Source organism: Serratia sp. TSA_130.1, from assembly GCF_052691795.1.
In genome coordinates, this window is sequence record NZ_JBQZFS010000001.1 from 862475 (window position 1) to 887836 (window position 25362).

Below are 25362 nucleotides of genomic sequence, written 5' to 3' on the forward strand. Positions count from 1 at the left end.
GGGAGTGCTGCGCAATTTTAGCAAGAAAAATATAAAAGACTACTAACTTCCCTTTATTTTTAGTTCGTTAAAAATATCTTCGATTACCAATCCATTTTTAATTAAATTTTGTACAATATTTTTATGTTCTTTGAAATCATCAATATGCAAGCCATGATCTTTTTCTTTGGCAATTCTCGTTATCACATGTACGCTATCTGTATAATCAATCTTATTTTTAAGATCATTGAGCAAACTGATACTTGGATTTAAAGTTGAGATTAATTTACCAAATTCGATTTGTAACTCTTTGGATTGATGAGTATTAATATAATCTTCAATAAAAGAATCAAAATCGCCTTGCAACTCGACTTTAAGGTTTGCTATATCCTTCATGACATTTTCTAAATCAGAAGAATATGGCCGGCCATGTTTAAAATCGAATAAGAAAAGATTTGCTTTCTCAATACACTCGCAAATATAAAAAACCGTATAAAGGGAGAATTTTTGCTTAACTTTTAATTTTCCATAGGCGTAGTGAACCAAAAGATGTTTAGCATTAATAATATTTTTATTTTTTGAAAGTTGATTATTAGTTGCAGGCGGGTAAATTACCACCTCAACATCATCTAGACTTTGAAAAGTTTTTAAAATAAGAGCCTCAACCTTATTCCAATCGAGGCCTCCGTTACCACATCCTAAAGGTGGTATTGATATTGATGTGATTTTTTTTTCGACTATGAATTTTGCCAAAGATTCAAGACCTTGCGAGATAAAATCATATGTTGACTTTTTTCTCCAACTATCCTTAGTGGGAAAGTTTACGATTATCTTTCCCTTTTCCTCTACAAGTAAAACCTGTCCAATCTTCATTGTACCAGTGCTACATGCTCTTTTATAAACCTCGAAATTATAGGGAAAACTTTCTTTGAAAGCCAAAGCAATACCCTTTCCCATGACTCCTTGGCAGTTTACAGCATTCACAAGAGCCTGCGATGTAGAAGTTAGAAGATTTCCGCTTGCATACTTAATCATAGAATTAGAACATATAAGAGTTGATTGTTACAAATATACTTAATCCTTGTTTTTTTATCAAGCCTTCAACATATTTTTTTTCGTCGTCATTTTTGACATAGATGCAGTGAAAACTTTCCGGCTCGACCGTTATACTTGATAAACACTCAGCCATACATACAGATTTGCATTCTGCATTTTTATAATCCCTTGTATTCATAAGCTCCCAGTTAATTTGGGCCATTCCTTGGTCATAATCTAAGAGGCTTACAGCAGAACTGGAGGATAATGGATGTTTAGGAATAACTTTCCAACCATTTTTATTGGCAAATATTCGTTTAACCGAAATAATGCAAAATGATTTTTTTTTATGATCTCTCAGGACTCTTCCATCAAATGGATTTTTAGTAAAAAAATGAAAAGGAACCATTGTTTGCAAATTTAAAGCTTCGCGACCTGTTATTATTTCACCGTCGGCCACATCAACAAACTCGCCTTTTAATGACGCACGAGATCTTAATCCTGTATCTAAAATACTAGCCAAATTATCTATACATGTTAAATGATAGAGAAGAGCCTGATCTTCGATTTTTTTCCTTTCGCTCATTTCAACTTATCCTTTTAAATTCGTAAATCCATTTATAAAACCAAACCTCACTGGTAGTCAAGCATTTTAAGATTATTCTCATTTCCAATTTACTATCGATCTGATTTTAATAATTTCTTTGTGTATAATTTGGCATTATTGATATACAAGATAAAACAACTGTTCAGTGGTTTACTGACGCTGAGTGATTACGATAACTAGTTTGGGGAAGCAATGTCCCATGGTGCATGCACTGAACAAAATGAAAAAGGCAGGTATGCCTGAAAGAGTATGTATTGCCTGAAACACAAGCAGCTACAGAGATGTTCGCTCAAAATCTGATTTCATCAACAAAGCCTAAGTTCGTTGGAAACGAGTATCTGGAGAGCAAGGTTTAGATATGCTTAGTTCATAAAGTCACACTTGCAGAGATTTTTGGGGTGATACGCGCTCTTAGCTACTTTCTTTGAAAAACGTAGGGTCATTCTGGTCTTCCCCATGAGTACGAATTTTCATTACATCGATGGATATGAGCAACGTCCGCTCTTGATACAAAGCAACCATTGATACCTAATTTCAACAATGAAACACACCTTAACAACCTTTCCTCAAAAAAATACAGCCACATGAAATGATTTAATTCGCAGCTAATAAATAAATGAAATTATTAACTCCATTTTCATTCCAATATTTTCCCTCCCCCACACATCCCCCCCAACTCCCCCCTAGCACCGCCCCCGCCCTTTCCCTACAATAAGGGATCTGTTGAGGCATAACGCAAGGAAAGACGGTGTCGAAAGCCAATCCCAATGCCACTATCGTGGATATCGCCCGCCGCGCCAGGGTGACCAATATCACCGTTTCCCGCGCCTTCAATAAGCCCGAGCTGGTCAAGCCGGAAACCCGCGAGCGCATTCACGCCATCGCCAAAGAGCTGAACTATGTGCCCAACGCCTTCGCGCAGGGGCTGAAAAGCAGCAGCAGCCAGATTATCGGCATCGTCACCAGCAGCATGTACAACCCGTTTTATTCCGGCCTGATCAAGACCGTGTCGCGCATTGCGCGTCAGCAGGGTTACCAGATCATGCTGTTCGACACCGACGGCAGCGAAGAGGCGGAAATGCGCGCCATTCAGGCGCTGTTCGGCTATAAGGCGCGCGGCATCCTGCTGTCGGCGGTGCGCGACGACAAGCGCTACCGCCCCGCCTATCTCGAGCTGGCCGAGGTGTACGGCGTGCCGCTGATCCTGATCGACCGCGATCTTTACGATCAGCAGCTGAGCGGCGTGTTCCTCGATAACCGCGAGATCGGCGTGCTGGCCGGGCGCTATCTGGCGGAACAGCCGGAGCAGAAGCTGCTGATTATCGGCGGCCCGGCGGATTCGGAAATTACGCTAACGCGCACCGCAGGCATTGTCGCGGCGCTGCAGGGCAGCGGCCGTGAGATTCATATCATCAATGGCGACTACGATTTCACCTCGCAAGAGAGCGAGGTGCGCGCCTATCTGGCGCAGCCGGAGAACCGCCCGGATTACATCATCGGCCTGAACGGCATCATCACGCTGGGCGCCATCGCCATCTGCCACGAGATGGGGCTTTATGAGCAGGTGAAGTTCTTTTCGATAGACGAGCCGCCGCGCGCCGGCGCTTACGGCCTGCACATTCCGGGGGTGTATCACGATACGCAGAAACTGGGGGAGATCGCCGCGGAGCTGCTGTTCAGCGCCATTCACAGCCCGCGCGGCGAGCTGCCGGTGCGCAGAGAGTTCTTCACCGGCTCGCTGTTGAATCGCTGACGGGCACTATTGCCCGTAGTAGGCGTGTTTGCCGTGCTTGCGCAGGAAATGTTTATCCAATAGCTCCGGCTGCATCGGGGCGATGGCCGGCGCCAGCTGGCGCGTCGCCATCGCCATGATCGCCACCTCTTCCAGCACCACCGCGTTGTGCACCGCATCCGCCGCGTCCTTGCCCCAGGCGAACGGGCCGTGGGAATAGACCAGCACCCCCGGCACCTGCTGCGGATCGCGCCCCGCCTGATTGAAGGTCTCGATGATCACCTTACCGGTTTCCCCCTCGTAATCCCCGGCGATCTCCGCCTCGCTCATCGGCCGGGTGCAGGGAATGTCGCCGTAAAAGTAGTCGGCGTGGGTGGTGCCCAGCGCCGGGATCGGCTGCCCGGCCTGCGCCCAGATGGTGGCGTTGCGGCTGTGGGTGTGCACCACGCCGCCGATATCGGCGTAGGCGCGGTACAGCGCCAGATGGGTGGCGGTGTCGGATGAGGGCTTACGGTGCCCTTCGCGCACCTTGCCCTCCAGATCCACCACCACCAAATCCTCCAGCGTCATCGCCTCGTAGGCGATGCCCGAAGGCTTGATCACCACCAGCCCGCTCTGGCGGTCGATCGCCGAGACGTTGCCCCAGGTAAAGGTCACCAGCCCGTATGCCGGCAGGCTGAGGTTGGCGGCCAGCACCTGCCGCTTGAGTTCGTTCAGCATGCGATGCCTCCCTCGATCATCTGTTGTTCGATCCAGGCCTTGGCCTGGGCGATACGTTGCTTATCCTGCCCGTCTTCGCGCGCCCACATCTCCAGCAGATAGGGGCCGCGATAGCCGAGCGCGTTGAGCACGGAAAAGGCGTGGGCGAAATCCACGCAGCCCTCGCCGAACGGCACGTCGCGGAACTGCCCGGCGCTGCCCGGCCCCACCGCGACGGTGTCTTTGAGGTGCACGGCGGTGATGCTGCCGATGCCCAGCGCCAGCTCGGCGGCGACGTCGTTGCCCCAGGCGCTGAGGTTGCCGAGATCGGGATACACCGTGAACCACGGGCTGTTAACGTGGCGGGCGATGTCGCGCCATTTGCTGATGCTGTTGATGAACGGCGTGTCCATCACCTCCACCGACAGCATCACCTGCGCCCTGGCGGCCTGCGCCGCCGCCCACTGCATGCCTTCGATAAAGCGCTCGCGGCTGTGGCGATCGGCGGGTTCGTAATAGACGTCGTAGCCCGCCAGCTGGATGTTGCGGATGCCGAGATCCGTCGCCAGTTCCAGCGCCTTGCTCATCAGCACCCGCGCCCGTTCGCGGGTGGCGGCGTCGGCGCTGCCGAACGGATCGCGCCGGTGCGCCGACAGGCACAGGCTCGGCACCGTCACCCCGCTGTCGAGCCGCGCCTGGATAAACGCCAGCCGCTGGCGGCGATCCCAGTCCAGCCGCTGCTGGCGCGCCGGCTGCTCGTCGATCGACATCTCCACAAATTCAAAGCCCAGCTCGGCGGCGGTGGCCAGCCGCTGCGGCCAGCTCAGATCGGCGGGCAGCGCCTTTTCATACAGCCCCAGACAGGCGGCGTTAGTCGTTTGCATCAGTCACCTCACTCAAAGCCTGGGCGACCGCCAGATAGCGTGCCTGCTGGGCACGCAGGCGCCGGTGGGCGGCGGTCGCGGGATAATAACAGCGCAGTTTGGGCGGCGCGGCGGCGATCGCCTCGGCGAACCCGGCGTACTCCCCGGCGCCGACGGCGGCGCACAGGGCGGCGGCGCGGCAGCCGCCTTGGCGCGTTTCCACCACCTCAAGCGGCAGGTTGCCGGCGTCGGCGTACATCTGCATCCAGACCTCGGACTGCGTCGGCCCGCCGGTCATGCGTACCCGCTCGATGCGCGGGTTCAGCTGCACCATGCGCTCCTGATGGATCAGGTGCGAGAACACGATGCCCTGGTAGATCGCCTGCACCACGTCCGCCATCTCGTGGTGGGCGCTCAGGCCGATCAGCCCGCCCGGCGTGTTGCCGCCGAGGTTGGAGCCGTACAGATACGGCAGGAACAGCAGCCCGCTCGGCTGCTCGCGGCGCTCGGCCACCCAGGCGTTGAACTGGGCGTAGCGCTGCCGGTCGTCGGCGCAGAACTGGCGCAGGAACCAGGCCAGGTTGCCGGCCGAGGTCGGGCTGCCTTCGTGCACGAAATAGCGGCCGTCGATGCAGTAGCGCCCCCAGGCGTAGGGGTAATCGGCAGGAATGATGCGCTCGGTCACGCAGGTGGCAATCGACCAGGTGCCCGCCACCGCGCTGAGCGTGCGATCGTCGGCCACGCCGGAGCTGAGCGCCGCGCCCACCACGTCGAACAGGCCGCCGTACACCGCGGTACCCGTTCGCAGGCCGCACTGCGCCGCCGCCGCGGCCGTCACCCGCCCGGCCAGCTGCGCTGAGCCGATCGTTGGCGCGGTCTTCTCCTGCGCCTCTTCGATGCCGAAAGCCGCCATCAGCGCCGGATCGTAAGCGCCGCTGCGCTGGTTAAACAGGTTGCTGCCGGAGATGTTGGTCACTTCGGCCGCCGCCTCGCCGGTGAGGCGAAAGCGCAAGTAGTCGTGCGCCATCAGGATGCGATCGACGGCGGCGTACTGCGCCGGTTGCCGCTGCTTCAGCCAGCGCAGCAGCAGCGCCGGGTGGCTGGGCCACAGCGGCTGCAGGCTGCGTGGGTAAGTCTGCGCGTCCACCCCGGCGCGGCGCAGCTCAGCCGCCGTGGCCGCCGCGCGGTTGTCCGAAGAGAGGATGCCGTTGCCGACCGGTTTGCCGTGGCGGTCGATGGCGTACAGCCCTTTGCCGTGCGCCGAAAAGCTGACGCCGCGCACCTGGCCGGCCGCCAGCCCCGCCGCGTGCAGCGTTTGGCGGATCGCCGTGCAAACGTCATCCCACAGCGCGTCCATATTGCGCTCGCTGAAGCCCGGCTGGGCAGCAATCGCCGCGCCATCGCGCTCGGCGATCGCCAGCTCTTCACCGCTTGCCCGGTACAGCCCGGCCTTGATCACCGTGCCGCCGACGTCTATGCCAAGAAAGACTGACATCGCGCCTCCTATTTGCGCCGCACGGAGCTGAGGTAGATGGCGGCCAGGATGATGCCGCCCTTCACCACGTTCTGGATATACGGCGATACGTTCATCAGATTGAGGCCGTTGTTGAGCACCCCGAGCATCATCGCCCCCACCAGCGTGCCGACGATGGCGCCGCGCCCGCCGGAGATCGCCGCCCCGCCCAGCACTACGGCAGCGATAGCGTCCAGCTCGAAGCCTTCGCCGGCGTTGGGCTGCCCGCTCATCAGGCGAGAGGTCAGCACCAGTCCGGCCAGCGCGGCGGTCAGGCCGCTGATCACGTACACCAGCATCTTGTAGCGCGGCACGCGGATGCCGCTCAGGCGCGCCGCCTCTTCGTTACCGCCCATCGCGTAGACGTAGCGGCCGAACGGCAGCTGGTTGAGCATCAGCCAGGCCAGCAGGTACACGCCGATCATGATCAGGATCGGCACCTGGATGCCCAGCACCGTGCCGCGGCCAAAGAAGGAGAAGACGTCGGGCAGGCCGGAGATCGGGTAGCCGCCGGTATAGAGCAGCGCCAGGCCGCGGGCAATGCCCATCGACGCCAGGGTGACAATGATCGGCGGCATGCGCAGGTAGGCGATGCAGGCGCCGTTGGCCAGGCCGAACAGCGCGCCGAGCGCCAGCGCCGCCACCATCGCCAGCGGGATGGGCACCGCCGCCAGCATCAGCCCGGCGGCGACCGAGCCGGCCAGCGCCATTACCGGCCCCACCGAGAGATCGATGCCGCCGGTCAGGATGGCGCAGGTCATGCCCACCGCGATGATGGCATTGATAGACACCTGGCGCGCCACGTTGGTCAGGTTGTTGACGCTGAGGAAGCTGTCGTTCAGCAGGCTCATCAGCACGAACAGGACAACGAAGCCGATAAACGGCAAGACCGCCGGGTGATGCAGCAGTTTTTCCCAGCGCTTGCCGAGGCTGGGGCCGGCGGCGCAGCGCGCCACGGCGGGTTGTTCAATTCCGATCATAAGGCACTCCCGGTCGCGTGAAGCATGATGTGGTTGGATTCGATGTCGTCGCCGATCAGCTCGGCGACGATGTGGCCGCCGCGAAACACCAGCACGCGGTCGCACACGCCGATGATCTCCGGCAGTTCGGAGGAAATCATGATGATGGAGATGCCCTGCTGGGTCAGTTGCTGCATCAGCTGGTAGATCTCGGCCTTGGCGCCCACGTCGATGCCGCGCGTCGGCTCGTCGAAGATCAGGATGTTGCAGTCGTTGTTGAGCCAGCGGGCGATCACCACCTTCTGCTGGTTGCCGCCGCTCAGGGTGCTGACGGCGGTCTCGGCGTCCGGGGTTTTCACGCCCACGGCGCGGATCAGCCGCTGCACCACGTCGCGATCCTTGCGGGCGCTGACGAAGATCTTGCCGCGCCGGTGGTGCCGGTTGAGGGTGATGTTCTGCGCCACCGAAAACGGCAGCACCAGGCCCTCGGTTTTGCGGCTCTCCGGCAGCAGGCCGATGCCCTGCGCCAGCGCCTGCGCCGGGGAGCGCAGCGCCGCCGGTTGGCCGCCGAGGCGGACGTGTTTACGGTGGCAGCGGCTGGCGCCGATCAGCGCCGAGACGGTCTCGGTGCGCCCGGAGCCCACCAGCCCGGCGAAGCCGAGGATCTCGCCCTTGTGCAGCCGGAAACGGTCGGTCGCGCCGTGCTTCTCGCGCTGGATCTCCGCCTCCAGCAGCACCGTCGCGGTATCGACCGGGTGCTGTTTCACCGGGAAGGCGTTTTCGATTTTGCGCCCGACCATCAGCCGCACCAGCTCTTCCACGTTGGTGTCGCCGGTGGCCAGCGTTTCGATGTAGGCGCCGTCGCGCAGCACGGTGATGCGATCGCAGATGGTGAAGATCTCGTCCAGGTGGTGCGAGATAAACACCATGCCCACGCCCAGCAGCCGCAGATCGCTCATCACGCTGAACAGGTGCTCGGCCTCGCCCGGCGTCAGCGTGGCGGTCGGTTCATCCAGCACCAGCACCCGCGCCTCCAGCGACAGCGCCTTGGCGATCTCAACGAACTGCTGTTGCGCCACGCTCAGCTGCTTCACCGGGCAATCGAGATCGATAGCCACCGTCAGCCGCTTGAAAATGGCCTCGGCCTTGCGCCGCATCGCCCGCCGATCCAGCAGGCCCCAGCGGTTCCTGATCTCCCGGTTGAGGAAGATGTTGTCGATGGCGCTCATGTAGGGAATCAACGAGAATTCCTGAAAAATAATGCCGACCCCGGCCTCGATCGCCTGGCGATAGTTGTTAAAGCGGCGCTGCTCGCCGTCGATAAAAATATCGCCCTCGTCCGGCTGATAGATGCCGCACATGATTTTCACCAGCGTCGATTTGCCGGCGCCGTTTTCGCCCAGCAGGGCGTGCACTTCGCCGCGTTGAATGGCCAGATCGATGCCGTCCAGCGCCTTCACGCCGGGAAAGCTCTTTTTTATTCGTTTCAGTTCCAGTAAAGGTGTCACCGCATTGCCCTCCGCGCCGAACGCCCCGCCGCAGCGGGGCGAACCCGGCCGCTGTTACCAGCTAAAGCCGGCCGCATTGCTGCGGTCGATCAGCTTCACTTTGACCGGCACGGTTTTCGGCACCGTGGCGCCCCAGTAGCGGGCCAGCGCAATGCCGAGCGCAATGCGCAGCTGGTCGCGCGGGAACTGCGCCGAAGTGGCAATAAACGGCGAGTTCGGCTTGAGGATCTCTTTGATGGCTTCCGGCTGGCCGTCGACGCTCACCAGCTTGACCTTGGCGCCGTTGCTTTCGATCGCCGCCAGGGCGCCGAGCGCGCCGACGTCGTTGACGCTGAAGATGCCCGCCAGATCCGGCGCCGACTGCAGCATGTTTTCGGTCACGGTCAGCGCGGTGTCGCGCTCCTGCTTGCCGTTTTGCTTGGTGACGATCTTGATGTCGGGGTATTTTTTCATCGCCGCTTCAAAGCCGCGCACGCGTTCCAGGATCGGCACCACCGGGATGCCGTCGAGGATCGCCACCTTGCCTTTGCCGCCCAGCGCTTTCGCCAGGTATTCACCCGCCTGGAAGCCGGCGTCGTAGTTTTCCGAGCCGACGAACGAGTCCAGCGGCCCTTCCGCCTGCGCGTCGATCGCCACCACCACCGCGCCGGCCTTATGGGCGGAGATCACCGCCGACTGCACCCCCACCGAATCGGTAGGGTTGATCAGCAGGATATCCACCTTCTTCTGCAGCATGTCTTCCACGTCGCCGATCTGTTTGGCGACGTCATGGCGCGCATCGGCCACGTACACCTTGGCGCCGATATCCGCCGCCGCCTGATCCAGCGCCTGCTTCATGGTGACGAAGTAGTCGTTGTTCATTTCCTGGAACGACATACCGATCGTGATTTGCTTGGCCAGCGCCACCTGGCTGGCCGCCAACATTCCACCGGCGACGATAAAAGGCAGGGTCTTTTTGAATAATGAAAACATAGCCAATTCTCCTGTAGGGAAGCTTCTTGTTGTGGTTATCAGAGCAACAGCATGTCTTTACGTTTGGCCGACCGGCCGGCCCCTCCGTTGCGAACGGGCCGACGGTCGTGACTGCAACAGCGGTACGGCGGGAGGGTCAGGGAACCAGGATCACCTTGATAGAGTCGGTCGAGTCCGCCAGGGCGAAGGCTTCGTCCCAGTCGTTCAATGAATAGCTGTGGGTGACCACGCCGTTGGAAGTCACCAGCCCGCGCTCGAACAGATCGATGGCGATTTCGTAGCTGTAGGGCGCCAGGTGCGCGCCGCGAATGTCCAGCTCTTTGCGATCGCCGATGATGGACCAGTCGACGGTGGTTTCCTTGCCGAACACGCTGAACTCCACGAAGCGGCCCAGCTTGCGGATCATCTGCAGCCCCTGGGTGACACCGATCGGCGCGCCGGTGGCCTCAATGTAGACGTCGCAGCCATAGCCGCCGGTCAGCGATTTGACGATCTGGTCGGCGTCTTCCTTCAGCGGGTTGATCACCACGTCGGCGCCGAATTCCTTCGCCAGCGCCAGCCGCTCGTCGATGGCGTCGATCACGATCAGTTTCTTTGGCGTCTTCAGGCGCGCCACCTGCACCATGCACAACCCGAGCGGCCCGGCGCCGGCCAACACCACTACGTCGTCCAGCTGGATGTCGCCGCGCGCCACGGTGTGGATGGCGCAGGCCATCGGCTCGATCAGTACCGCGTCTTCATGACTCAGGCTTTCCGGGATCTTGTGGACGATGGCGTTTTCGGAAAAGCGCATGTACTCCGCCATGCCGCCCTCCGCCACGTCTTTCTGGAAGCCGTAAATGTTATGCGTCTCACACATCCAGTAGCTGCCGGATTTGCAGTAGCGGCACTCCCAGCACGGCACGATCTGCTCGGCGATCACCCGCTCGCCGAGCCGGTATTTGCCTTCCGCGCCCTCGCCCAGCGCGGCGATGCGGCCGTAGAACTCGTGGCCCGGCACCACCGGCGGTTTAACCCACGGGTTCTCCCCCCAAAACATCTGCGCGCCGTTCTTGCATTTGCAGTCGCCGGCGCAGATGCCGCAGCCTTCCACCTTGATCACCAGCTCGCGCGCCTTCGGCAGCGGCGTAGGCACCTGTTCGAAACGATAATCTTGCGGGCCATGGCAAACGACCGCGCGCATTTTTTCCGGCAACTGGCTCATCTCTTCCTCCAATACATTCGTTAAACGCTTGAATTCTATTAATGTTGACGTTGTCATTTTTATTCAACAAAAAATGAGTAACGACACAACATGTTAAATTTCAATGAATTAATCATCACACATCCCGAAAACTCAAAATGACAACGTGAACATTGATCGACATATAACCAAAGCTGCAAAAAGAATTGTTTGAGCAAAATCACAGTTCGTTAACATTGCGGCTAAAAATGCTACAAATGCGGATCGCGATCCCATTTACAGGATCGGTGAGGATCGGGAGATGATCGAAACGGCGGGAAGAAGATGATTGGCAGGAATGCGGGCCAGGCATCGCGCCCGGCCCGATAAAGCGGGTTACTTCACTTCGCCCATCGCTTTCAGCTTTTTGGACAGCTCGCGGCGCTCTTTGGACAGATCGGCATTTTTGATGATGTAGTCATCAACGCGATCTTCGTAGTCGCTGCGCATGTTGGCGATGATGCCCTGAATGTCTTCAATGCTCATGCCGGGCTTGATGTACTCACTCAGGTTGTCGAGCAGCAGCACGCGCTTCTGGTTATCACGAATTTTCTTTTCGTTGTCGACGATCTCGCGTTGCAGTTTGTTTTTGCGGCGGAACATACGCACAAACTCCAGCACGTCCTGGAAACTCGGCTTATTTGCATTATCCATCTTTATACCCTTGCTTTAGTAATACACAGATTCATTTGCTTACGGCCACATGGCACCAAGATACAGGTTTGTGGCGGTCCGGCACAACAGTGATTGGCTTATCTTACCCACTTTGCCCCGGCGGCCAAAACCCAAAGCGCCGCCTTCATGATCTGACCCCTTATTCGCGCCCGGCGGCGGTGCAAACCTGGAGCAAATCCCCCAACTCTTCCAACTGCTGCGCCAGCTCCATGCTGAGCCAAACGTAGCCGTAAATCGGCGCTTCGCCGTGTTGGCCGACGCTGACTTCCTGCATCAGCGTTTTCAGCTCGCCGGCGATTTCCGCCAGCTGCCCCGCCGCCGCCTGGCGCTGCGCCTGCGGCCCTTCGCGCATCAGCACCGCCAGCGACTCCAGCGAGCTCAGCGTCAGCAGCTGGGTGCTGCGCAGCGTGCGGGCGTTCAGCATGATGAAGTGCGTTTCGCGCGAGGCCCAGTAAGCATCGGCCATCAGCTCCAGCGTGCACACCAGATTGCGGCTGAGGGTTTGCACCGCTTCGAACACCGCTTTGGGGATGCGGGTTTCCTTGCTGGCGGGCACGATCAGGCTGCGCAGCTTCACCACCTGATTCAACAGATCCTTGAGCTGCGGCTCCAGCCGCGGCCGCTCGATAACGTTCGGCGAAAAATACGCGCCGTAGAGGCGGGCGGCGGTTTGCAGGCAGTCCGCCATTTGCATGCGCCACAGAATGTAGGCGCGCTGCGGGTAGATGCTGGTGAACAGCAGCGCCAACAGCGAGCCGAAGATCACGTCGCCGCTGCGCCACAGCGCGGTGTGCATGTCGCCGGCGCCCGCGCCGCACACTACCGCCAGCGTGATCCCCACCAGTAGCGCCATATACGGCCGTTTGCCGAGCGTCAGGTAACCGCAGACGAACATCACCACGCCGCACCAAACCAGCATCAGCGGCAGCGAATAGAGCTCCAGATACAGGGCGATCAGGCCGGAGGCGGCGCCGAACACCGTGCCGGCAATGCGTTGCAGCGCCCGCTGCAGCACGTTGCCCCAAAACGAGATCGGCCCCATCACCACCACCAGGGTGATCAGCGGCCAGGTGCCTTCGGGCACCGCCAGCAGGCGGATCAGCAGAAAGGTCAGGATAAACGCCAGCCCGATGCGCACGCCGTGTACGATGCGGTAGTGGCGATAGGTCAGCAGTTCGAGGGAAGAGATTTTTCGATCGAGGCGCACAGTGCCTCCGATAAAGACCAGCCAGGCCGCTATTTTAGCGGAGGAAGCCCGGCGAGGAAAAGGCGAATGAGGCGTCCCCCATTCACCTTCAGGCTCAGGCGACGTACTTGTCGACCAGCGCGCGCAGAACGGCGGCGGTTTCAACATCCATCACGCCGTCATACTTCTGCTGACGGAAGTGCAGCTGGAACGCGCGCACCAGCTGGCGATAGCCTTCTGCGGTGTTCGCCGCCGAGGTGTCGTAGCCGTATTGGGCGAACAGTTTCAGCAGATCGGCCTGCGCCGGCAGGCCCTGGCTGCAGTATTCCTGCTGGCGCTGCTGCTTGGTCGCTTCGTCATACCAGGCGCCGACGCCGGCCTGATACAGCTGCTGCCACGGGAACTGCGGGCCCGGATCGCTCTTGCGGCCCGGTGCGATGTCGGAGTGCGCCACCACGTTCACCGGCGAGATGTCCGGATAACGCTGCAGGATATTCTGCGCCAGCTGGGTGACGGCCTCGATCTGCTGCGGATTGAACGGCGGGAAGGTGATGTTTCCACCGTCGCCGCTCGCCAGGTTGACGATCTCGATGCCGATCGAGGTGTCGTTGATATTGCTGCGGGTGCCCCATTGGCTGCTGCCGGCATGCCAGGCGCGCTCATTCTCGTCCACCAGGTTGAAGATGCGCACGCCGCTGAAGCCGGCCGCCTGATAGGTCGCCTCGGTCGGATCCGGCACCAGATAGTGCGCGCTGACCGATTTTCCGGTCAACGACTTCACCGAGTCGGCGAAGTTTTGCGCCGTGTAGTGCAGCACCAGAAAGCGCACACGGTGGCCGAAGCTGGCGACCGATCGGTAGCTATTGTAATCAATCTTGTACATCGTAAAGTCCCTCTCTCGTTTGATTTCACTGAGCGGCCCCTCATCATGACAGACCGCCCCGCACGGGTGAACCCTTGGCTCACCCTTTTTGTTTTAGCTAATTGCTAAATCATGCGCAAGTCTTTTTTAGCAAAATCGTTATTTACCTTTTTGCTAAAGAGTGCGATCATTGCACGATGGAAACTAAAGAAATCAGGCGCAACAATCTGCGCGAATTGATGGCCCGCTACGCCCGGCAAGGCGTCAACCAGAATGAATTCGCCACGCTGGTTGAGTCTTCCGCGCCGACGCTGAGCCAAATCATCGGGGAGAAATCCTCCCGCAATCTTGGCGACAATCTGGCCAGGCGGATCGAGGCCAAGCTGAATTTGCCCAAGGGCTGGTTCGACGTGTTTCATGAAAAGCAGCTGGTGCGCCCGTTTGACAACGTGGCGGCGGAGTCGGACTTCCAACCCGCCCGCTTGAAACCGGTGGTATGGGAAGATACCGAACAAGACAAGGAAGAGTTTGTGGAGATCCCGCTGCTGGATATCGATTTTTCCGCCGGCGACGGCTGCTACGAAATCGTCGATCGCGAGGAGTTTTCGCTGATCTTTCGCCGTTACTATCTGCACAAGATGGGGGTGGCGGTCAACGCCGCGCGCATTATCCGCATCTCCGGCTCCAGCATGGAGCCGCGCCTGCAGGACGGCGACGTGGTCGGCATCAACACCGACGACACGCGCATCCGCGAGGGCAAGACCTACGCCATCCGCCACGGCAATTTGCTGCGGGTGAAGGTGCTTATCGAGCAGCCGGACGGCGGCGTCATCATCCGCTCCCTCAACCGGGAAGAGTACCAGGACGAGCATCTCAGCTATCAGCAGCGCAAAGAGCAACTGGTGGTGCTCGGCCGCGTCTTCTGGTCATCTTCGTCCTGGTAACGGACCACAGCGTCGGGCGCCCAGGGCGCCCGGCGGTTATTTGAAGTCCACCACCATCTGTTGCTGAATGGACAACCCGCGGGTCGACTGCACGCAGCCGGCGATGTAGTCGGTGAAGCGCGGCGGTTTCGGCATGCCCAGCTTGAGGATTTTCTCGTTGCTGAAACGCACGTTGAGCATGGCGAACGATCCGTACAGGCGCATCGCTTTGAGCATCAGCCGCTCGTTGCACGGGCCGAAAATGTCTTTCAGCTGACGGCGCATTTTCACCAGCGCGTCATACGTCACCTGCGCATACTCATCGCCCACCGGCGCCTTTTCCAGCGCCGCCGCCATGGCGCGGTCGATTTCGGCAAAGCTGACGCTGCTCTCCTCACCGGCGGAGATATGATAAACGTCGTTCTCGAGCGTTTCGCTGTTCATCAACATCACCAACGCATCCGCACAGTAGTCCGCCGGGATCACATCGATATTGTCCTGCAGCGAACACATGAACTTGCGCAGCATCAGCGCCATGCCGAACACCCAGAAAATGCTGCTGGAAGGCTGGCAGCCCAAGCGAGTGTGGCCAACGACGATCGACGGACGGGCGATGGTCAGCGGCATGTGCGGGCAGCGCTGGCGCATCAGCTGTTCGATGGTGGATTTGGAACGCGTATATTCCACCAGGTGCTCGGCGTCTTCCTCAAACTCGCCGCTCTCCGACACCAGCGAACCCGGCTCCGGCGAACAGGACATGGCGGTACCGACGTGCAGGAAGCGTTTTAATCCCGGCACCTGCGCCATTCTTTCGGCAAAGGCCAGTGTGCCTTCTACGTTTACCTTCCAAATGAGCGGGTTATTACCGAAAGAAGCAACGGCCGCGCAGTTAATAACGTGCGTGACTTTGTTAATGCGTGCGTCAGTTAAAAAGTCGGCTGGCTCGGAAAGGTCGCCCAACAATATATTTTCTATCGTAATTTTAGACAGCAGATTCGCGTCGATATTAAATTTTTCCATATTCGCGCGAATACGGGCCAGCCCTTGCTGCGCATCGTCGGCGCGCACCAGTAAAAGATAATTAATAGACTGATTTTCAATCAATAATTTTTCAAGAACCGCACCACCGAGAAAGCCGGTAGCGCCGGTCAACAGCAGCGTTTTCATAATTGTCACCCACATTGGCATTGAATGTGGAAGATTGTATCTGCGGATAATTAAACAATTATTAAATAGAATTACGGCGCCCTTAAACACTTTTCTTAATATTATCTTAAGGAATCTTTTGAAACATCCATCATGGGTTTAGTAACAAAAGAGTCGGGACAAGATTACGATTAATCCCTGCTGTTTAAATACCATTGATGTAACCCCTGATTTAATTTAACGGTCAATGTTATTTCTCTTTTCGTCCGTGGAGGACTTATGACCTATAACCAAAAAATCTGGTTGGGGGTTTTGCTGCTATGCACCCTGTTTTGGGTGGCGGTGATCGGCGGCGCCTGTTCGCTGTATCAACGCGTGGATCGCTTTCAGGCACATCACGCAGAGAGCGAGTTCGCCGCCCGTCACGGCCAGGCGCCTTGCGCGCAACCCGGCGCTCAGGCGTCGACTGCCCCCCGGAATGGGTAGGGACAATATCCGCTAACGATCCTATTATGCCCTAAGGTTAACAGGGAGATAACGATGGCTCGAAAGCTGGATAGCTTACCGCAGGCGCAACGCGAGAAAATAGAAACCGATTTGCTGGCCATCAGCGTGATCTACAACGAACGCTACGGCATCGCCTCCACTCAGGCGGAAACAGAACAACAGGTCCCCGACCACCTGCTCCCCTACTTTCATCAACGGCTGAATTATTATCGCCGTGCGTAATTGCGCGCATTTCGCTAACCGCCGCTTGGCATCGCTCCCCACGCCGTTACAATAGAGGCATATTGTATCCGCCACTGAAGAGACGCGATTTTGAGCAGCAAGGCAACGGCCACATTTTACATTCACGATTACGAGACCTTCGGCAAGAGCCCGTCGCTGGACCGCCCGGCGCAGTTCGCCGGCGTGCGCACCGATATGGATTTCAACATTATCGAAGAGCCGCTGGTCATCTACTGCGCCCCGGCCGACGATTACCTGCCGGAACCGGAGGCGGTGATGATCACCGGCATCACGCCGCAGGTGGCGCGCGCCAAAGGCGTTAACGAAGCCGAATTCACCCGCCAAATCCATCAGGCCTTCAGCGTGGCCGGCACCTGCATTCTCGGTTACAACAACATCCGCTTCGATGACGAAGTGAGCCGCAATATCTTCTATCGCAACTTTTACGATCCCTACGCCTACAGCTGGCAAAACGGCAACTCGCGCTGGGATCTGCTGGATGTGATGCGCGCCTGCTACGCTCTGCGCCCGGACGGCATCGTTTGGCCGGAAAACGAAGACGGTTTCCCCAGCTTCCGCCTGGAACACCTGACGCGCGCCAACGGCGTCGAGCACACGCAGGCTCACGATGCGATGTCGGACGTTTACGCCACCATCGCCATGGCCAAGCTGGTCAAGCAGGCGCAGCCGCGGCTGTTCGATTTCCTGTTGCAGCACCGCAATAAACACAAGCTGAACGCCCTGATCGACGTCGCCGACATGACGCCGCTGGTGCACGTCTCCGGCATGTTCGGCGCGGCGCGCGGCAATACCAGCTGGGTGTCGCCGCTGGCCTGGCACCCGGACAACAAGAATGCGGTGATCATGTGCGATCTGGCCGGCGACATGACGCCGCTGTTGACGTTGAGCGCCGAGCAGCTGCGTGAGCGGCTGTACACCCGCCGCGACGATCTGGCGCCGGATCAGGCGCCGGTGCCGATCAAGCTGGTGCACATCAACAAATGCCCGGTGCTGGCGCCGGCCAAAACCCTGCTGCCGGAGAACGCCGAGCGGCTGGGCATCGATCGTCAGGCGTGCCTGCAAAATCTGCAGCTGCTGAAACAACATCCGGAAGTGCGCGAGAAAGTGGTTGCGCTGTTCGCCGAAGCCGAACCGTTCAAAGGTTCCGAGGACGTCGACGCCCGCTTGTACGACGGTTTCTTCAGCGACGCCGACAAGGCGGCGATGAGGATTATCCAGCAGACCAAGCCGCAGAACCTGCCGGCGCTGGATCTGGCCTTCAGCGACGGCCGCATGAAAGAGCTGCTGTTCCGCTTCCGCGCGCGCAACTACCCGAATACGCTGGACGACGCCGAGCAGCGCCGCTGGCTGCAACATCGTCAGGAAGCCTTGAGCGCGGAGCGCGTGCAGAGCTATCTGCTGCAGCTCGAATCGCTGTATAACCTGCACGAAGGCGACAAAGAGAAAACCGCCCTGCTGAAAGCGCTGTTCGATTACGGCAAAGAGTTGGTGGGATAAAATCTGCCGCAGCAGAAAAGGAAAAGGCCGCGAAAGCGGCCTTTTTTGTGGCTGAGGAGACGGCTCGCGCTTAGGCGGCGTCTTCGCTCGCTTGCGGCACCGGCAGACGGAAGCTGCGGGTGACGAAGGCCAGGTAGATCAGGCCGATGGCCGCCCAAACCAGGCCCAGCGTCATCGAGCTGGCTTCCAGGTTGATCCACAGCGCGCCGACGGTCAGTGCGCCCATCACCGGCAGGATCAGGTAGTTGAACGTGTCCTTCACGGTGCGGTTCATCTTGTCGCGAATATAGAACTGCGAGATCACCGACAGGTTAACGAAGGTGAAGGCCACCAGCGCACCGAAGTTGATCAGCGCGGTCGCGGTCACCAGGTCAAACGACACCGCGGACAACGCGATGGCGCCTACCAGCAGCACATTCAGCGCCGGGGTACGCCACTTCGGATGCACATAGCCGAAGAAGCGAGTCGGGAACACGCCGTCGCGGCCCATCACGTACATCAGACGCGAAACGCCCGCGTGCGCCGCCATGCCCGACGCCAATACCGTCACGCAGGAGAACACCAGGATCACCGACTGGAAGAACTTGCCCGCCACGTACAGCATGATTTCAGGCTGCGACGCGTCCGGATCCTTGAAGCGCGAAATGTCCGGGAAGTACAGCTGCACGAAGTAAGACACCACGATAAAGATGATGCCGCCGATCAGCGCCGTCAGGAAGATGGCTTTCGGGATCACTTTTTCCGCGTCTTTGGTCTCTTCGGACAGCGAGCTGATGCCGTCGAAGCCCAAGAACGAGAAGCACAGGATGGTCGCGCCGGTAATCATCGGCACCACGTGAGCGTTATCGGACCAGAACGGGCGGCTGCTGACCAGCGTACCGGCGCCTTCGCCGTGGTAAATGCCGTTGATCACCAGGCCGAGGAACACGATCATGATCGCCACCTGCACCACCACGATGATGGAGTTCAGGTTAGCCACCAGCTTGATGCCGCGCAGGTTGAAAATCGTCATCAAGCCGACCAGCACCGCCACGAAGATCCAGGACGGTACGCCCGGGAAGATCGCTTCCAGGTAAATCTTGGCCAGCAAAATGTTGATCATCGGCATGAACAGGTAGTCCAGCAGCGATGACCAGCCCACCATAAAGCCGACGTGCGGGCTGATGGCTTTCTGGGCGTAGGTGTAGGCGGAACCGGCGGAAGGGAACTTCTTCACCAGCTTGCCGTAGCTCAGGGCGGTAAACAGGATCGCCAGCAGAGCGAAGGCGTACGCGGTCGCGACGTGACCATCGGTCAGGCCGGATACGATGCCGAAGGTATCGAAAATGGTCATTGGCTGCAGGTAAGCCAAGCCCATCATCACTACCGGAACTAAAGTCAGGGTTTTACGCAGCTGAGTGCGCTGAGCCGGAGCGGCGTTGATAGTGTTATCGGACATTGTTCAGCCCCCCCTTACCTTGAGCCTTGCGGATGGCGGACACGCCAAGACTTAAGGTTGCGGGGAAACTTCGCAACGAGCGACTTAATTCTAAAAGAAGGGGGTTGTAAGCTGGATAACGGGTCGAGGTAACCTCGGCTGCTCCATAGTCGCTGCGGCCACAGCGGAAACCGGCGGGCACCGGCGCTAAAGTGAAAAATTGCCCCATCTTTCTAATCCTCATGAGTCACGACCATAAAGTTTTGTTTGATCGTGCACGAAACTATTTATCTATCCGGATCGGTGTCCGGCCTCGCTTGGTGTATGAAACGCTACGTTGGTAAAACATAATGCAAAAAAAATAACCGACGCTTTCAAAACGTCGGCTATCTGCATTTGAGATATTTTGCACCAGAATGCCTCCGAATGACAAGATCCGGAAACCCTCAAATACAAATTCTTTTTGTCGATCGCACGGAAAACCAGCCCGGCAGGCGAATTAATCCGCTGCCGGCAGGCCAGTCGCCCGCACATACCTCTTACTTTATACGCCTATTCAGGCATTTTTCAACATCCAGTCGATCTCGGTTTCCGTCACTCGCCGTTCAAACTGCAGCAGTTCGTCGGTCTTGCAGGCGTGATAAACGCGGGTGAAACGCTCGCCGAGATAGTGCGTCAGCGCGTGCTGATGTTCAAACTCGTACAGCGCGTCGCTCTGGCGGATCGGCAGCGGCAGCCCCTCTTGCTCCAGCCCGTTGCCGGTCACCGGCTCAGGCAGCGGCAGTAGGTTGTCCAGCCCGTACAGCATGCCGGCCAGGATCGCCGCCATCACCAGATACGGATTGGCGTCGGCGCCGGCCACGCGATACTCCACCCGATGGTTCTCCGGTTCGCCGCAGGGAATGCGCAGCGCCACGGTGCGGTTATTGTGGCCCCAGGCGGCCTGGATCGGCACATACATCCCCGGCTGGAAACGCCGATAGGCATTGACGTTCGGCGCCAACAGCGCCATCGACGCCGGCATCAGGGTGATCATCCCGGCCAGCGCCTGTTTCAAGAGCGGCGAATCCTCGCCTTCGCCGTCGGCGAACAGGTTGTTGCCCGCGCCATCCTGCATGCTGACGTGCACGTGCATGCCGCTGCCGGCGTAATCCTCATAGGGCTTGGCCATAAAGGTGGCGTGCATGCCGTGGTTCTCGGCCACCAGCCGCACCAGCCGCTTCAGCGCCAGCGCGTGGTCGCAGGCCTGCAAGATATCGTCGGTATGGCGCAGGTTGACCTCGAACTGCCCCGGCGAGGCCTCCGCCACCGCGCCGTCCGCCGGCAGCCCCTGCAGCTTCGCCAGCGCGTCGATATCGTTCAGCACCTCGGCGAAATGGTTCAGGTTATCGACGGAGTACACCTGGCTTTGGGTGTTGCGCTCCTGCGTGCCGGGCGCACACGGCGGTTGCAAATCGCCTTCCGCGTCGCGCTGCCGATCGATGAGATAAAACTCCAGCTCTACCGCTGCCACCGGGAACAAGCCGCGCTGTCGCAGCGCCTGCCACACGCGGTTCAGCACATTGCGGGGTTCAACGTCAAAGGGAGTGCCATCTTCATCCAGCATGGTGAGCAGCACCTGGCCGATGTGCTGCGGATCGGCCGCCGACGGCGTCAGCGAACCGGGCACCGGCAGGCATACGCGATCCGGTTCGCCGAGTTCCTGCCCAAGGCCGGCCTCCTCCACCACGTTGCCGAGGATGTCCATAGCGAACACCGACGCGGGGAAGTAGCTGCCTTTTTCCAGTTTTTTCAACCCTGAGACGGGTATGCGTTTGCCGCGGAAGGAACCATTGAGATCGGTGAGAAGGATATCGATATACTGCGTGGCGGGATGGCGTTCCAAATAATGAGCGACCTCATTTTGGAACGCGCTACTTCGCCTCTCTTCATGATGCTGTGCAAAATGTTCAACTGCTGCGCTATTGGTTTGCATACGTCACCCGCCATTATGCTCTTAAGGCGCGTTGGCGCCCGTCCGCCGTTCGATTCAACACATGATTGGATTTCTCGCCAGGTCGCGCCGCTGCGGGCGCTCAAAATAACATCCACAACATGAAACATAGTCTTAACAGAATGGGTTTGCAAATGTTACAATCCTGTTTGATTATTCGCCACCGGCTGCTAAATTGATAAAATATTGACCGAAAAGGCCTTGCCGCCATTTTCACGTCAACTATTTTGTCCGCCGCGCCGACGGTGAGCATGGGCAATATATTTTCCAAACCTACCCTAACTACCGATATCATGCAGCATCGTTATCGACCAGGCAGGCGCCCGATACCGATCGTCATTTCAGCCTGTCGCCCTTACCAGAAGGAAGTACCGCTATGAGCGAAGCCAGCTTGGCACCGGGCAAACGCCTGTCGCAGATCCGCCAGCAATTGGGTTTGTCGCAGCGCCGGGTCGCCGAACTGTCCGGGTTAACCCACAGTGCGATCAGCACCATCGAACAGGACAAAGTCAGCCCGGCCATCAGCACGCTGCAAAAGTTGCTTAAGGTGTATGGCCTGTCGCTGTCGGAATTCTTTGCCGAACCGGAGGCCGTCGACGAGCCGCGCGTGGTGATCGACGCCGAGGATCTGATTGAGATCGGCAGCCAGGGGGTGTCGATGAAGCTGGTGCACAACGGCAGCCCGACGCGCAACCTGGCGATGATGCTGGAAACCTACCAGCCCGGCACCACCACCGGCGAAAAGATCAAGCATCAGGGCGAAGAGATAGGCACCCTGCTGGAGGGCGAGATCGTGCTGACCATCAACGGCCAGAGTTACTGCCTGACCGCCGGTCAGAGCTACGCCATCAACACCGGCATTCCGCACAGCTTCAGCAATACCTCGGCGCGCATCTGCCGCATCGTCAGCGCACACACCCCCACCACCTTCTGACCGTTTATCGCTCCGGCGCAGCCTGACGCGGGTTGCGCCCCTGTCCGCCCACGCTTTTCATCGCCGTTATGCCATTTTGTTGGTTGCCAACGGCGCAATCTGTGTTACAACAGAGCAAAACAGCCATCTAAACATCTAAACGGCCTCACTACGCAATGTCAACCGCAACGCCTTCGCGCCTCGAGATGCGCAATATCTCGATCGCCTTCGCCGGCTTCAACGCGCTGCAGGACGTGGACTTCACGCTGCACGGCGGCTCAATCCACGCGCTGGTCGGCGCCAACGGCGCGGGCAAATCGACGCTAATGGCGATCCTCTCCGGCGCCCACGATCACTACCGCGGCGAGATCCTGATCGACGGCCGGGCAGTGGAAATTCATTCCCCGCTGCAGGCGCGCCGCCACGGCATCCACGTGGTGCAGCAAGAAGTCGATGTCGCGCTGATCCCCACGCTGTCGGTGGCGGAAAACATCATGCTGGACTGGCTGAACGAACCGGGCCACTGGCTGAACTGGGCGGAGCTGCACCGCCGCGCCGCACAGCTGCTGCAGCAATGGGCGCTGCCACTCAACCCGCGCAGACGCCTGGCGGACTGCACGCTGGCGGAAAAACAGCAGGTGCTGCTGGCGCGCGCGCTGTCGCACCGCTGCCGTTTTCTGGTGCTCGATGAACCGACCGCGCCGCTCGATCGCGCCGAGAGCGAGCGCCTGTTCAACGTGGTGCGCCGCCTGCAATCTGAAGGCATCGGCATCGTGTTCATTTCTCACCGCATCCACGAACTGAGCGACATTTGCGATCGGCTGACGGTGCTGCGCGACGGCCGCCGCGTCAGCGAAGACGCCATGCGCGGCCTCGGCGGCGAACAGATCGTCGAGAAAATGCTCGGCCACCGGCTGGACGACATTTTCCCGCCGCCGCGCCCGCCGCACGCGGAGCGTACGCTGCTGCAGGTGGAGGGCTTGCGCGATCGCCATAAGCTGCGCGACGTTTCGCTGCGGCTGCATGAAGGCGAGATCCTCGGCATCGCCGGGCTGGCCGGGGCCGGGAAAAGCGAGCTGTGCAAGGCATTGTTCGGCGCCGGCGCCGCGCTGCTGGAACGCGGCGAACTGCGCGGGCAGCCCTGGGCGCCGCGTGCGCCGCATCTGTCGGTCGAACAGGGGCTGGCGCTGGTGCCGGAAGAACGCCGCAAAGAAGGCATTTTTATCGATGAGGCGATCCCGATGAACCTGAGCGTCAGCGCCGATGACAGCTTCTCGCGCTGGAGCCTGTTCAGCCGGCGGCAAGAGCTGCGCTGGGCGCGCGAGATCATGCAGCGTCTGAACATTCGCGCCTCCGGTCCGCAACAGCGGCTGGCGCGCCTGTCCGGCGGCAATCAGCAAAAAGTGGCGATCGGCAAGTGGCTGCGCGGCGACGCCGACGTGCTGATCTTCGATGAGCCGACCAAGGGCGTGGACATCAAGGCCAAACAGGAACTGTTCAGCCTAATCGACGGCCTGGCCCGCGCCGGCAAAGGCGTGATTTACGCCTCCGGCGAGTTCGCCGAGCTGGTTGGCCTGTGCGATCGCATCTGCGTACTGTGGGATGGCCGCATCGTGGCGGAGCTGAACGCCGCCGATACCGACGAAGAAATCTTATTGCTCTATTCCACCGGAGGAACCCCTGCGTGAGTAAAGAATTTGCCTTGCGGCCTGCGCTGCCCTGGCGCCAACAGCTGTTTGATTTCCTCTACAAGTGGGGCATGCTGCTGACCGTCGCGGCGCTGGTCGCCCTGTTTGGCCTGGCGTCGGACAACTTTCTCGATGCCAACAACATCATCAATATCCTGCGTTCGATCGCCATCGTGACGGTGATCGCCATCGGCGTCTCTATCTCGCTGTCGGTCGGCGGTTTCGATCTGTCGGTCGGCTCGACCGCCTCGCTGGCCAACGCGCTGGTGATTTCCCTGTTCGTCTGGCACGGGTTCGGCACCGCCGGCGCCATCGTGGTGACGCTGTTGCTGTGCACGCTGGTCGGCCTGTTCAACGCCCTGCTAATCGTGGTGCTCAAAATCCCCGATATGCTGGCGACGCTGGCCAGCCTGTTCGTGATCCAGGGCGTGGCGATGACCTACAGCTACGGCGGCTCCATCACCCAAAACATGGTGCTGCCGAATGGCGACATGGCGGAAGGCCTGATCCCGGAAGTGTTTTCCGCCCTCGGCCAGGTGCCGGTGATCGTGCTGATCATGCTGGCGGTCACCGTGGCGGTACAGCTGTTCCTGTCGTTGACCAAGCACGGCCGCCGCATGTACGCCATCGGCGGCAACCCCGAGGCTGCACGCCTGTCGGGCATTCGCACCGTACGTTACAGGGTTGCCGCTTACGTCATTTCTTCTTGGCTGGCGGCGCTTGGCGGCATCCTGCTGGCGTCACGTATCGGCTCTTCGCAGGTCAATGCCGGCGGTGGCTATCTGATGGATGCGGTGGCGGCGGCCTACATCGGCTTCTCGCTGGCTGGCGCCGGCAAACCCAATGCGCTCGGCACCCTGATCGGCGCGGTGATCCTCGGCGTGCTGCAAAACGGCCTGGTGATGCTGTCGGTGCCCTACTACGCCATGGACATTATCAAAGGCCTGGTGTTGGCGCTGGCGCTGGCCATCACCTATATCCAGAAACGCTGATCCTCTCCGGCGCACGTCTGCTGCGCCGCTTTTCCCTTTAATTCATCCGGTTACTCTTTCCCGCCAGAATAACAAGCATACAAATGATATGAATTATCATTAGCGTTTACATTCAGTAAAAAATCCTTACAATGGCCTCACGCAACGCTGACGAAGCGACGGATTTCTCAGCGAACGATGAATTATTTCATTAGAAATTCAATTGGTTAATTACTTTCACTTCAATCCAGG

Annotated in this window: 23 protein-coding genes; 8 read left to right on the forward strand and 15 right to left on the reverse strand. The window is 58.8% G+C overall.

The window, feature by feature from the left end; all coding sequences use genetic code 11:
* Window positions 1-42: 42 nt before the first annotated feature.
* Entirely contained in the window at window positions 43-1014 is a 972-nt protein-coding gene (locus ACUTQY_RS03990; RefSeq protein ID WP_084710301.1) for a macro domain-containing protein, read from the reverse strand.
* Window positions 1015-1018: 4 nt separating this feature from the next.
* Window positions 1019-1600, reverse strand: coding sequence for a DarT ssDNA thymidine ADP-ribosyltransferase family protein (locus ACUTQY_RS03995; RefSeq protein WP_072055833.1), 582 nt, complete (start codon window positions 1598-1600; stop codon window positions 1019-1021).
* A gap of 769 nt (window positions 1601-2369) precedes the next feature.
* Here ACUTQY_RS03995 and ACUTQY_RS04000 point away from each other — a divergent pair.
* Complete coding sequence (locus tag ACUTQY_RS04000) at window positions 2370-3374, forward strand: LacI family DNA-binding transcriptional regulator (protein WP_043136352.1); 1005 nt, start codon at window positions 2370-2372, stop codon at window positions 3372-3374.
* A gap of 6 nt (window positions 3375-3380) precedes the next feature.
* Here the strand turns inward: ACUTQY_RS04000 and araD are convergent, their stop codons facing one another.
* The 10 genes from araD to ACUTQY_RS04050 all read right to left on the reverse strand — a co-directional run bounded on the left by araD (window position 3381) and on the right by ACUTQY_RS04050 (window position 13833).
* On the reverse strand, window positions 3381-4073 hold the full coding sequence (gene araD / locus ACUTQY_RS04005) for an L-ribulose-5-phosphate 4-epimerase (RefSeq protein WP_046687460.1): 693 nt from the start codon (window positions 4071-4073) through the stop codon (window positions 3381-3383).
* Complete coding sequence (locus ACUTQY_RS04010; RefSeq protein ID WP_046687461.1) at window positions 4067-4936, reverse strand: L-ribulose-5-phosphate 3-epimerase; 870 nt, start codon at window positions 4934-4936, stop codon at window positions 4067-4069. Before ACUTQY_RS04010 ends, araD begins: the two co-directional genes overlap by 7 nt.
* Window positions 4923-6410 (reverse strand): FGGY-family carbohydrate kinase, encoded by a 1488-nt coding sequence (locus ACUTQY_RS04015; RefSeq protein ID WP_128868540.1) that lies wholly within the window; start codon window positions 6408-6410, stop codon window positions 4923-4925. Before ACUTQY_RS04015 ends, ACUTQY_RS04010 begins: the two co-directional genes overlap by 14 nt.
* Before the next feature lie 8 nt (window positions 6411-6418).
* On the reverse strand, window positions 6419-7408 hold the full coding sequence (locus tag ACUTQY_RS04020) for an ABC transporter permease (protein ID WP_046687463.1): 990 nt from the start codon (window positions 7406-7408) through the stop codon (window positions 6419-6421).
* Window positions 7405-8895, reverse strand: coding sequence for a sugar ABC transporter ATP-binding protein (locus ACUTQY_RS04025; protein WP_046687464.1), 1491 nt, complete (start codon window positions 8893-8895; stop codon window positions 7405-7407). The genes ACUTQY_RS04020 and ACUTQY_RS04025 overlap by 4 nt, the downstream gene beginning before the upstream one ends.
* A gap of 54 nt (window positions 8896-8949) precedes the next feature.
* Window positions 8950-9867 (reverse strand): ABC transporter substrate-binding protein, encoded by a 918-nt coding sequence (locus tag ACUTQY_RS04030; protein ID WP_016927010.1) that lies wholly within the window; start codon window positions 9865-9867, stop codon window positions 8950-8952.
* A gap of 136 nt (window positions 9868-10003) precedes the next feature.
* Window positions 10004-11071 carry a zinc-binding dehydrogenase gene (locus ACUTQY_RS04035; RefSeq protein ID WP_033643780.1) on the reverse strand — a complete coding sequence of 356 codons (1068 nt, stop codon included), beginning with the start codon at window positions 11069-11071 and terminating at the stop codon, window positions 10004-10006.
* Between the two features lie 354 nt (window positions 11072-11425).
* The gene (tmaR, locus tag ACUTQY_RS04040) at window positions 11426-11743 is read right to left on the reverse strand and encodes a PTS system regulator TmaR (protein WP_004935612.1); all 318 of its coding nucleotides are present in this window, start codon (window positions 11741-11743) and stop codon (window positions 11426-11428) included.
* 160 nt (window positions 11744-11903) lie between these two features.
* Window positions 11904-12971, reverse strand: coding sequence for an FUSC family protein (locus ACUTQY_RS04045; protein WP_033643781.1), 1068 nt, complete (start codon window positions 12969-12971; stop codon window positions 11904-11906).
* 94 nt (window positions 12972-13065) lie between these two features.
* A complete protein-coding gene (locus ACUTQY_RS04050) occupies window positions 13066-13833 on the reverse strand; it encodes an N-acetylmuramoyl-L-alanine amidase (RefSeq protein WP_033651900.1) in 768 nt (255 codons plus the stop codon).
* A 176-nt stretch (window positions 13834-14009) separates the two neighbouring features.
* Between ACUTQY_RS04050 and ACUTQY_RS04055 the strand changes: the two genes are divergently transcribed.
* Entirely contained in the window at window positions 14010-14756 is a 747-nt protein-coding gene (locus ACUTQY_RS04055) for a S24 family peptidase (RefSeq protein WP_033643785.1), read from the forward strand.
* A gap of 36 nt (window positions 14757-14792) precedes the next feature.
* Here ACUTQY_RS04055 and ACUTQY_RS04060 read toward each other — a convergent pair whose 3' ends face one another.
* The gene (locus ACUTQY_RS04060; RefSeq protein WP_033644325.1) at window positions 14793-15902 is read right to left on the reverse strand and encodes an SDR family oxidoreductase; all 1110 of its coding nucleotides are present in this window, start codon (window positions 15900-15902) and stop codon (window positions 14793-14795) included.
* Between the two features lie 258 nt (window positions 15903-16160).
* Between ACUTQY_RS04060 and ACUTQY_RS04065 the strand changes: the two genes are divergently transcribed.
* From ACUTQY_RS04065 to sbcB, 3 genes are all read left to right on the forward strand, one after another.
* Window positions 16161-16367, forward strand: a complete 207-nt coding sequence (locus ACUTQY_RS04065; RefSeq protein WP_033643786.1) for a hypothetical protein — start codon at window positions 16161-16163, stop codon at window positions 16365-16367.
* A gap of 54 nt (window positions 16368-16421) precedes the next feature.
* Window positions 16422-16610, forward strand: a complete 189-nt coding sequence (locus tag ACUTQY_RS04070) for a DNA polymerase III subunit theta (protein WP_033643787.1) — start codon at window positions 16422-16424, stop codon at window positions 16608-16610.
* A gap of 90 nt (window positions 16611-16700) precedes the next feature.
* The gene (gene sbcB, locus ACUTQY_RS04075) at window positions 16701-18128 is read left to right on the forward strand and encodes an exodeoxyribonuclease I (protein WP_033643788.1); all 1428 of its coding nucleotides are present in this window, start codon (window positions 16701-16703) and stop codon (window positions 18126-18128) included.
* Between the two features lie 70 nt (window positions 18129-18198).
* Here sbcB and ACUTQY_RS04080 read toward each other — a convergent pair whose 3' ends face one another.
* Both ACUTQY_RS04080 and ACUTQY_RS04085 read right to left on the reverse strand, forming a co-directional pair.
* Window positions 18199-19566 carry an APC family permease gene (locus ACUTQY_RS04080; protein WP_025303526.1) on the reverse strand — a complete coding sequence of 456 codons (1368 nt, stop codon included), beginning with the start codon at window positions 19564-19566 and terminating at the stop codon, window positions 18199-18201.
* 535 nt (window positions 19567-20101) lie between these two features.
* Entirely contained in the window at window positions 20102-21520 is a 1419-nt protein-coding gene (locus ACUTQY_RS04085; protein WP_033643789.1) for a glutamine synthetase family protein, read from the reverse strand.
* A 394-nt stretch (window positions 21521-21914) separates the two neighbouring features.
* On the opposite strand from ACUTQY_RS04085, the gene puuR reads away from it, so the two are divergent.
* From puuR to ACUTQY_RS04100, 3 genes are all read left to right on the forward strand, one after another.
* A complete protein-coding gene (gene puuR / locus ACUTQY_RS04090; protein WP_016927000.1) occupies window positions 21915-22472 on the forward strand; it encodes an HTH-type transcriptional regulator PuuR in 558 nt (185 codons plus the stop codon).
* Between the two features lie 155 nt (window positions 22473-22627).
* Entirely contained in the window at window positions 22628-24139 is a 1512-nt protein-coding gene (locus tag ACUTQY_RS04095) for a sugar ABC transporter ATP-binding protein (RefSeq protein ID WP_046687511.1), read from the forward strand.
* Complete coding sequence (locus ACUTQY_RS04100) at window positions 24136-25131, forward strand: ABC transporter permease (protein WP_046687512.1); 996 nt, start codon at window positions 24136-24138, stop codon at window positions 25129-25131. The genes ACUTQY_RS04095 and ACUTQY_RS04100 overlap by 4 nt, the downstream gene beginning before the upstream one ends.
* Window positions 25132-25362: the final 231 nt, after the last annotated feature.

Coding starts and splice junctions, on each gene's coding strand:
- ACUTQY_RS04015 (WP_128868540.1), bottom strand. CDS start 6,410: ATGTCAGTCTTTCTTGGCATAGACGTCGGCGGCACGGTGATCAAGGCC.
- ACUTQY_RS03995 (WP_072055833.1), bottom strand. CDS start 1,600: ATGAGCGAAAGGAAAAAAATCGAAGATCAGGCTCTTCTCTATCATTTA.
- ACUTQY_RS04070 (WP_033643787.1), top strand. CDS start 16,422: ATGGCTCGAAAGCTGGATAGCTTACCGCAGGCGCAACGCGAGAAAATA.
- ACUTQY_RS04065 (WP_033643786.1), top strand. CDS start 16,161: ATGACCTATAACCAAAAAATCTGGTTGGGGGTTTTGCTGCTATGCACC.
- ACUTQY_RS03990 (WP_084710301.1), bottom strand. CDS start 1,014: ATGATTAAGTATGCAAGCGGAAATCTTCTAACTTCTACATCGCAGGCT.
- puuR (WP_016927000.1), top strand. CDS start 21,915: ATGAGCGAAGCCAGCTTGGCACCGGGCAAACGCCTGTCGCAGATCCGC.
- ACUTQY_RS04095 (WP_046687511.1), top strand. CDS start 22,628: ATGTCAACCGCAACGCCTTCGCGCCTCGAGATGCGCAATATCTCGATC.
- ACUTQY_RS04050 (WP_033651900.1), bottom strand. CDS start 13,833: ATGTACAAGATTGATTACAATAGCTACCGATCGGTCGCCAGCTTCGGC.
- araD (WP_046687460.1), bottom strand. CDS start 4,073: ATGCTGAACGAACTCAAGCGGCAGGTGCTGGCCGCCAACCTCAGCCTG.
- ACUTQY_RS04060 (WP_033644325.1), bottom strand. CDS start 15,902: ATGAAAACGCTGCTGTTGACCGGCGCTACCGGCTTTCTCGGTGGTGCG.
- ACUTQY_RS04020 (WP_046687463.1), bottom strand. CDS start 7,408: ATGATCGGAATTGAACAACCCGCCGTGGCGCGCTGCGCCGCCGGCCCC.
- ACUTQY_RS04035 (WP_033643780.1), bottom strand. CDS start 11,071: ATGAGCCAGTTGCCGGAAAAAATGCGCGCGGTCGTTTGCCATGGCCCG.
- ACUTQY_RS04030 (WP_016927010.1), bottom strand. CDS start 9,867: ATGTTTTCATTATTCAAAAAGACCCTGCCTTTTATCGTCGCCGGTGGA.
- ACUTQY_RS04085 (WP_033643789.1), bottom strand. CDS start 21,520: ATGCAAACCAATAGCGCAGCAGTTGAACATTTTGCACAGCATCATGAA.
- ACUTQY_RS04080 (WP_025303526.1), bottom strand. CDS start 19,566: ATGTCCGATAACACTATCAACGCCGCTCCGGCTCAGCGCACTCAGCTG.
- ACUTQY_RS04055 (WP_033643785.1), top strand. CDS start 14,010: ATGGAAACTAAAGAAATCAGGCGCAACAATCTGCGCGAATTGATGGCC.
- tmaR (WP_004935612.1), bottom strand. CDS start 11,743: ATGGATAATGCAAATAAGCCGAGTTTCCAGGACGTGCTGGAGTTTGTG.
- ACUTQY_RS04010 (WP_046687461.1), bottom strand. CDS start 4,936: ATGCAAACGACTAACGCCGCCTGTCTGGGGCTGTATGAAAAGGCGCTG.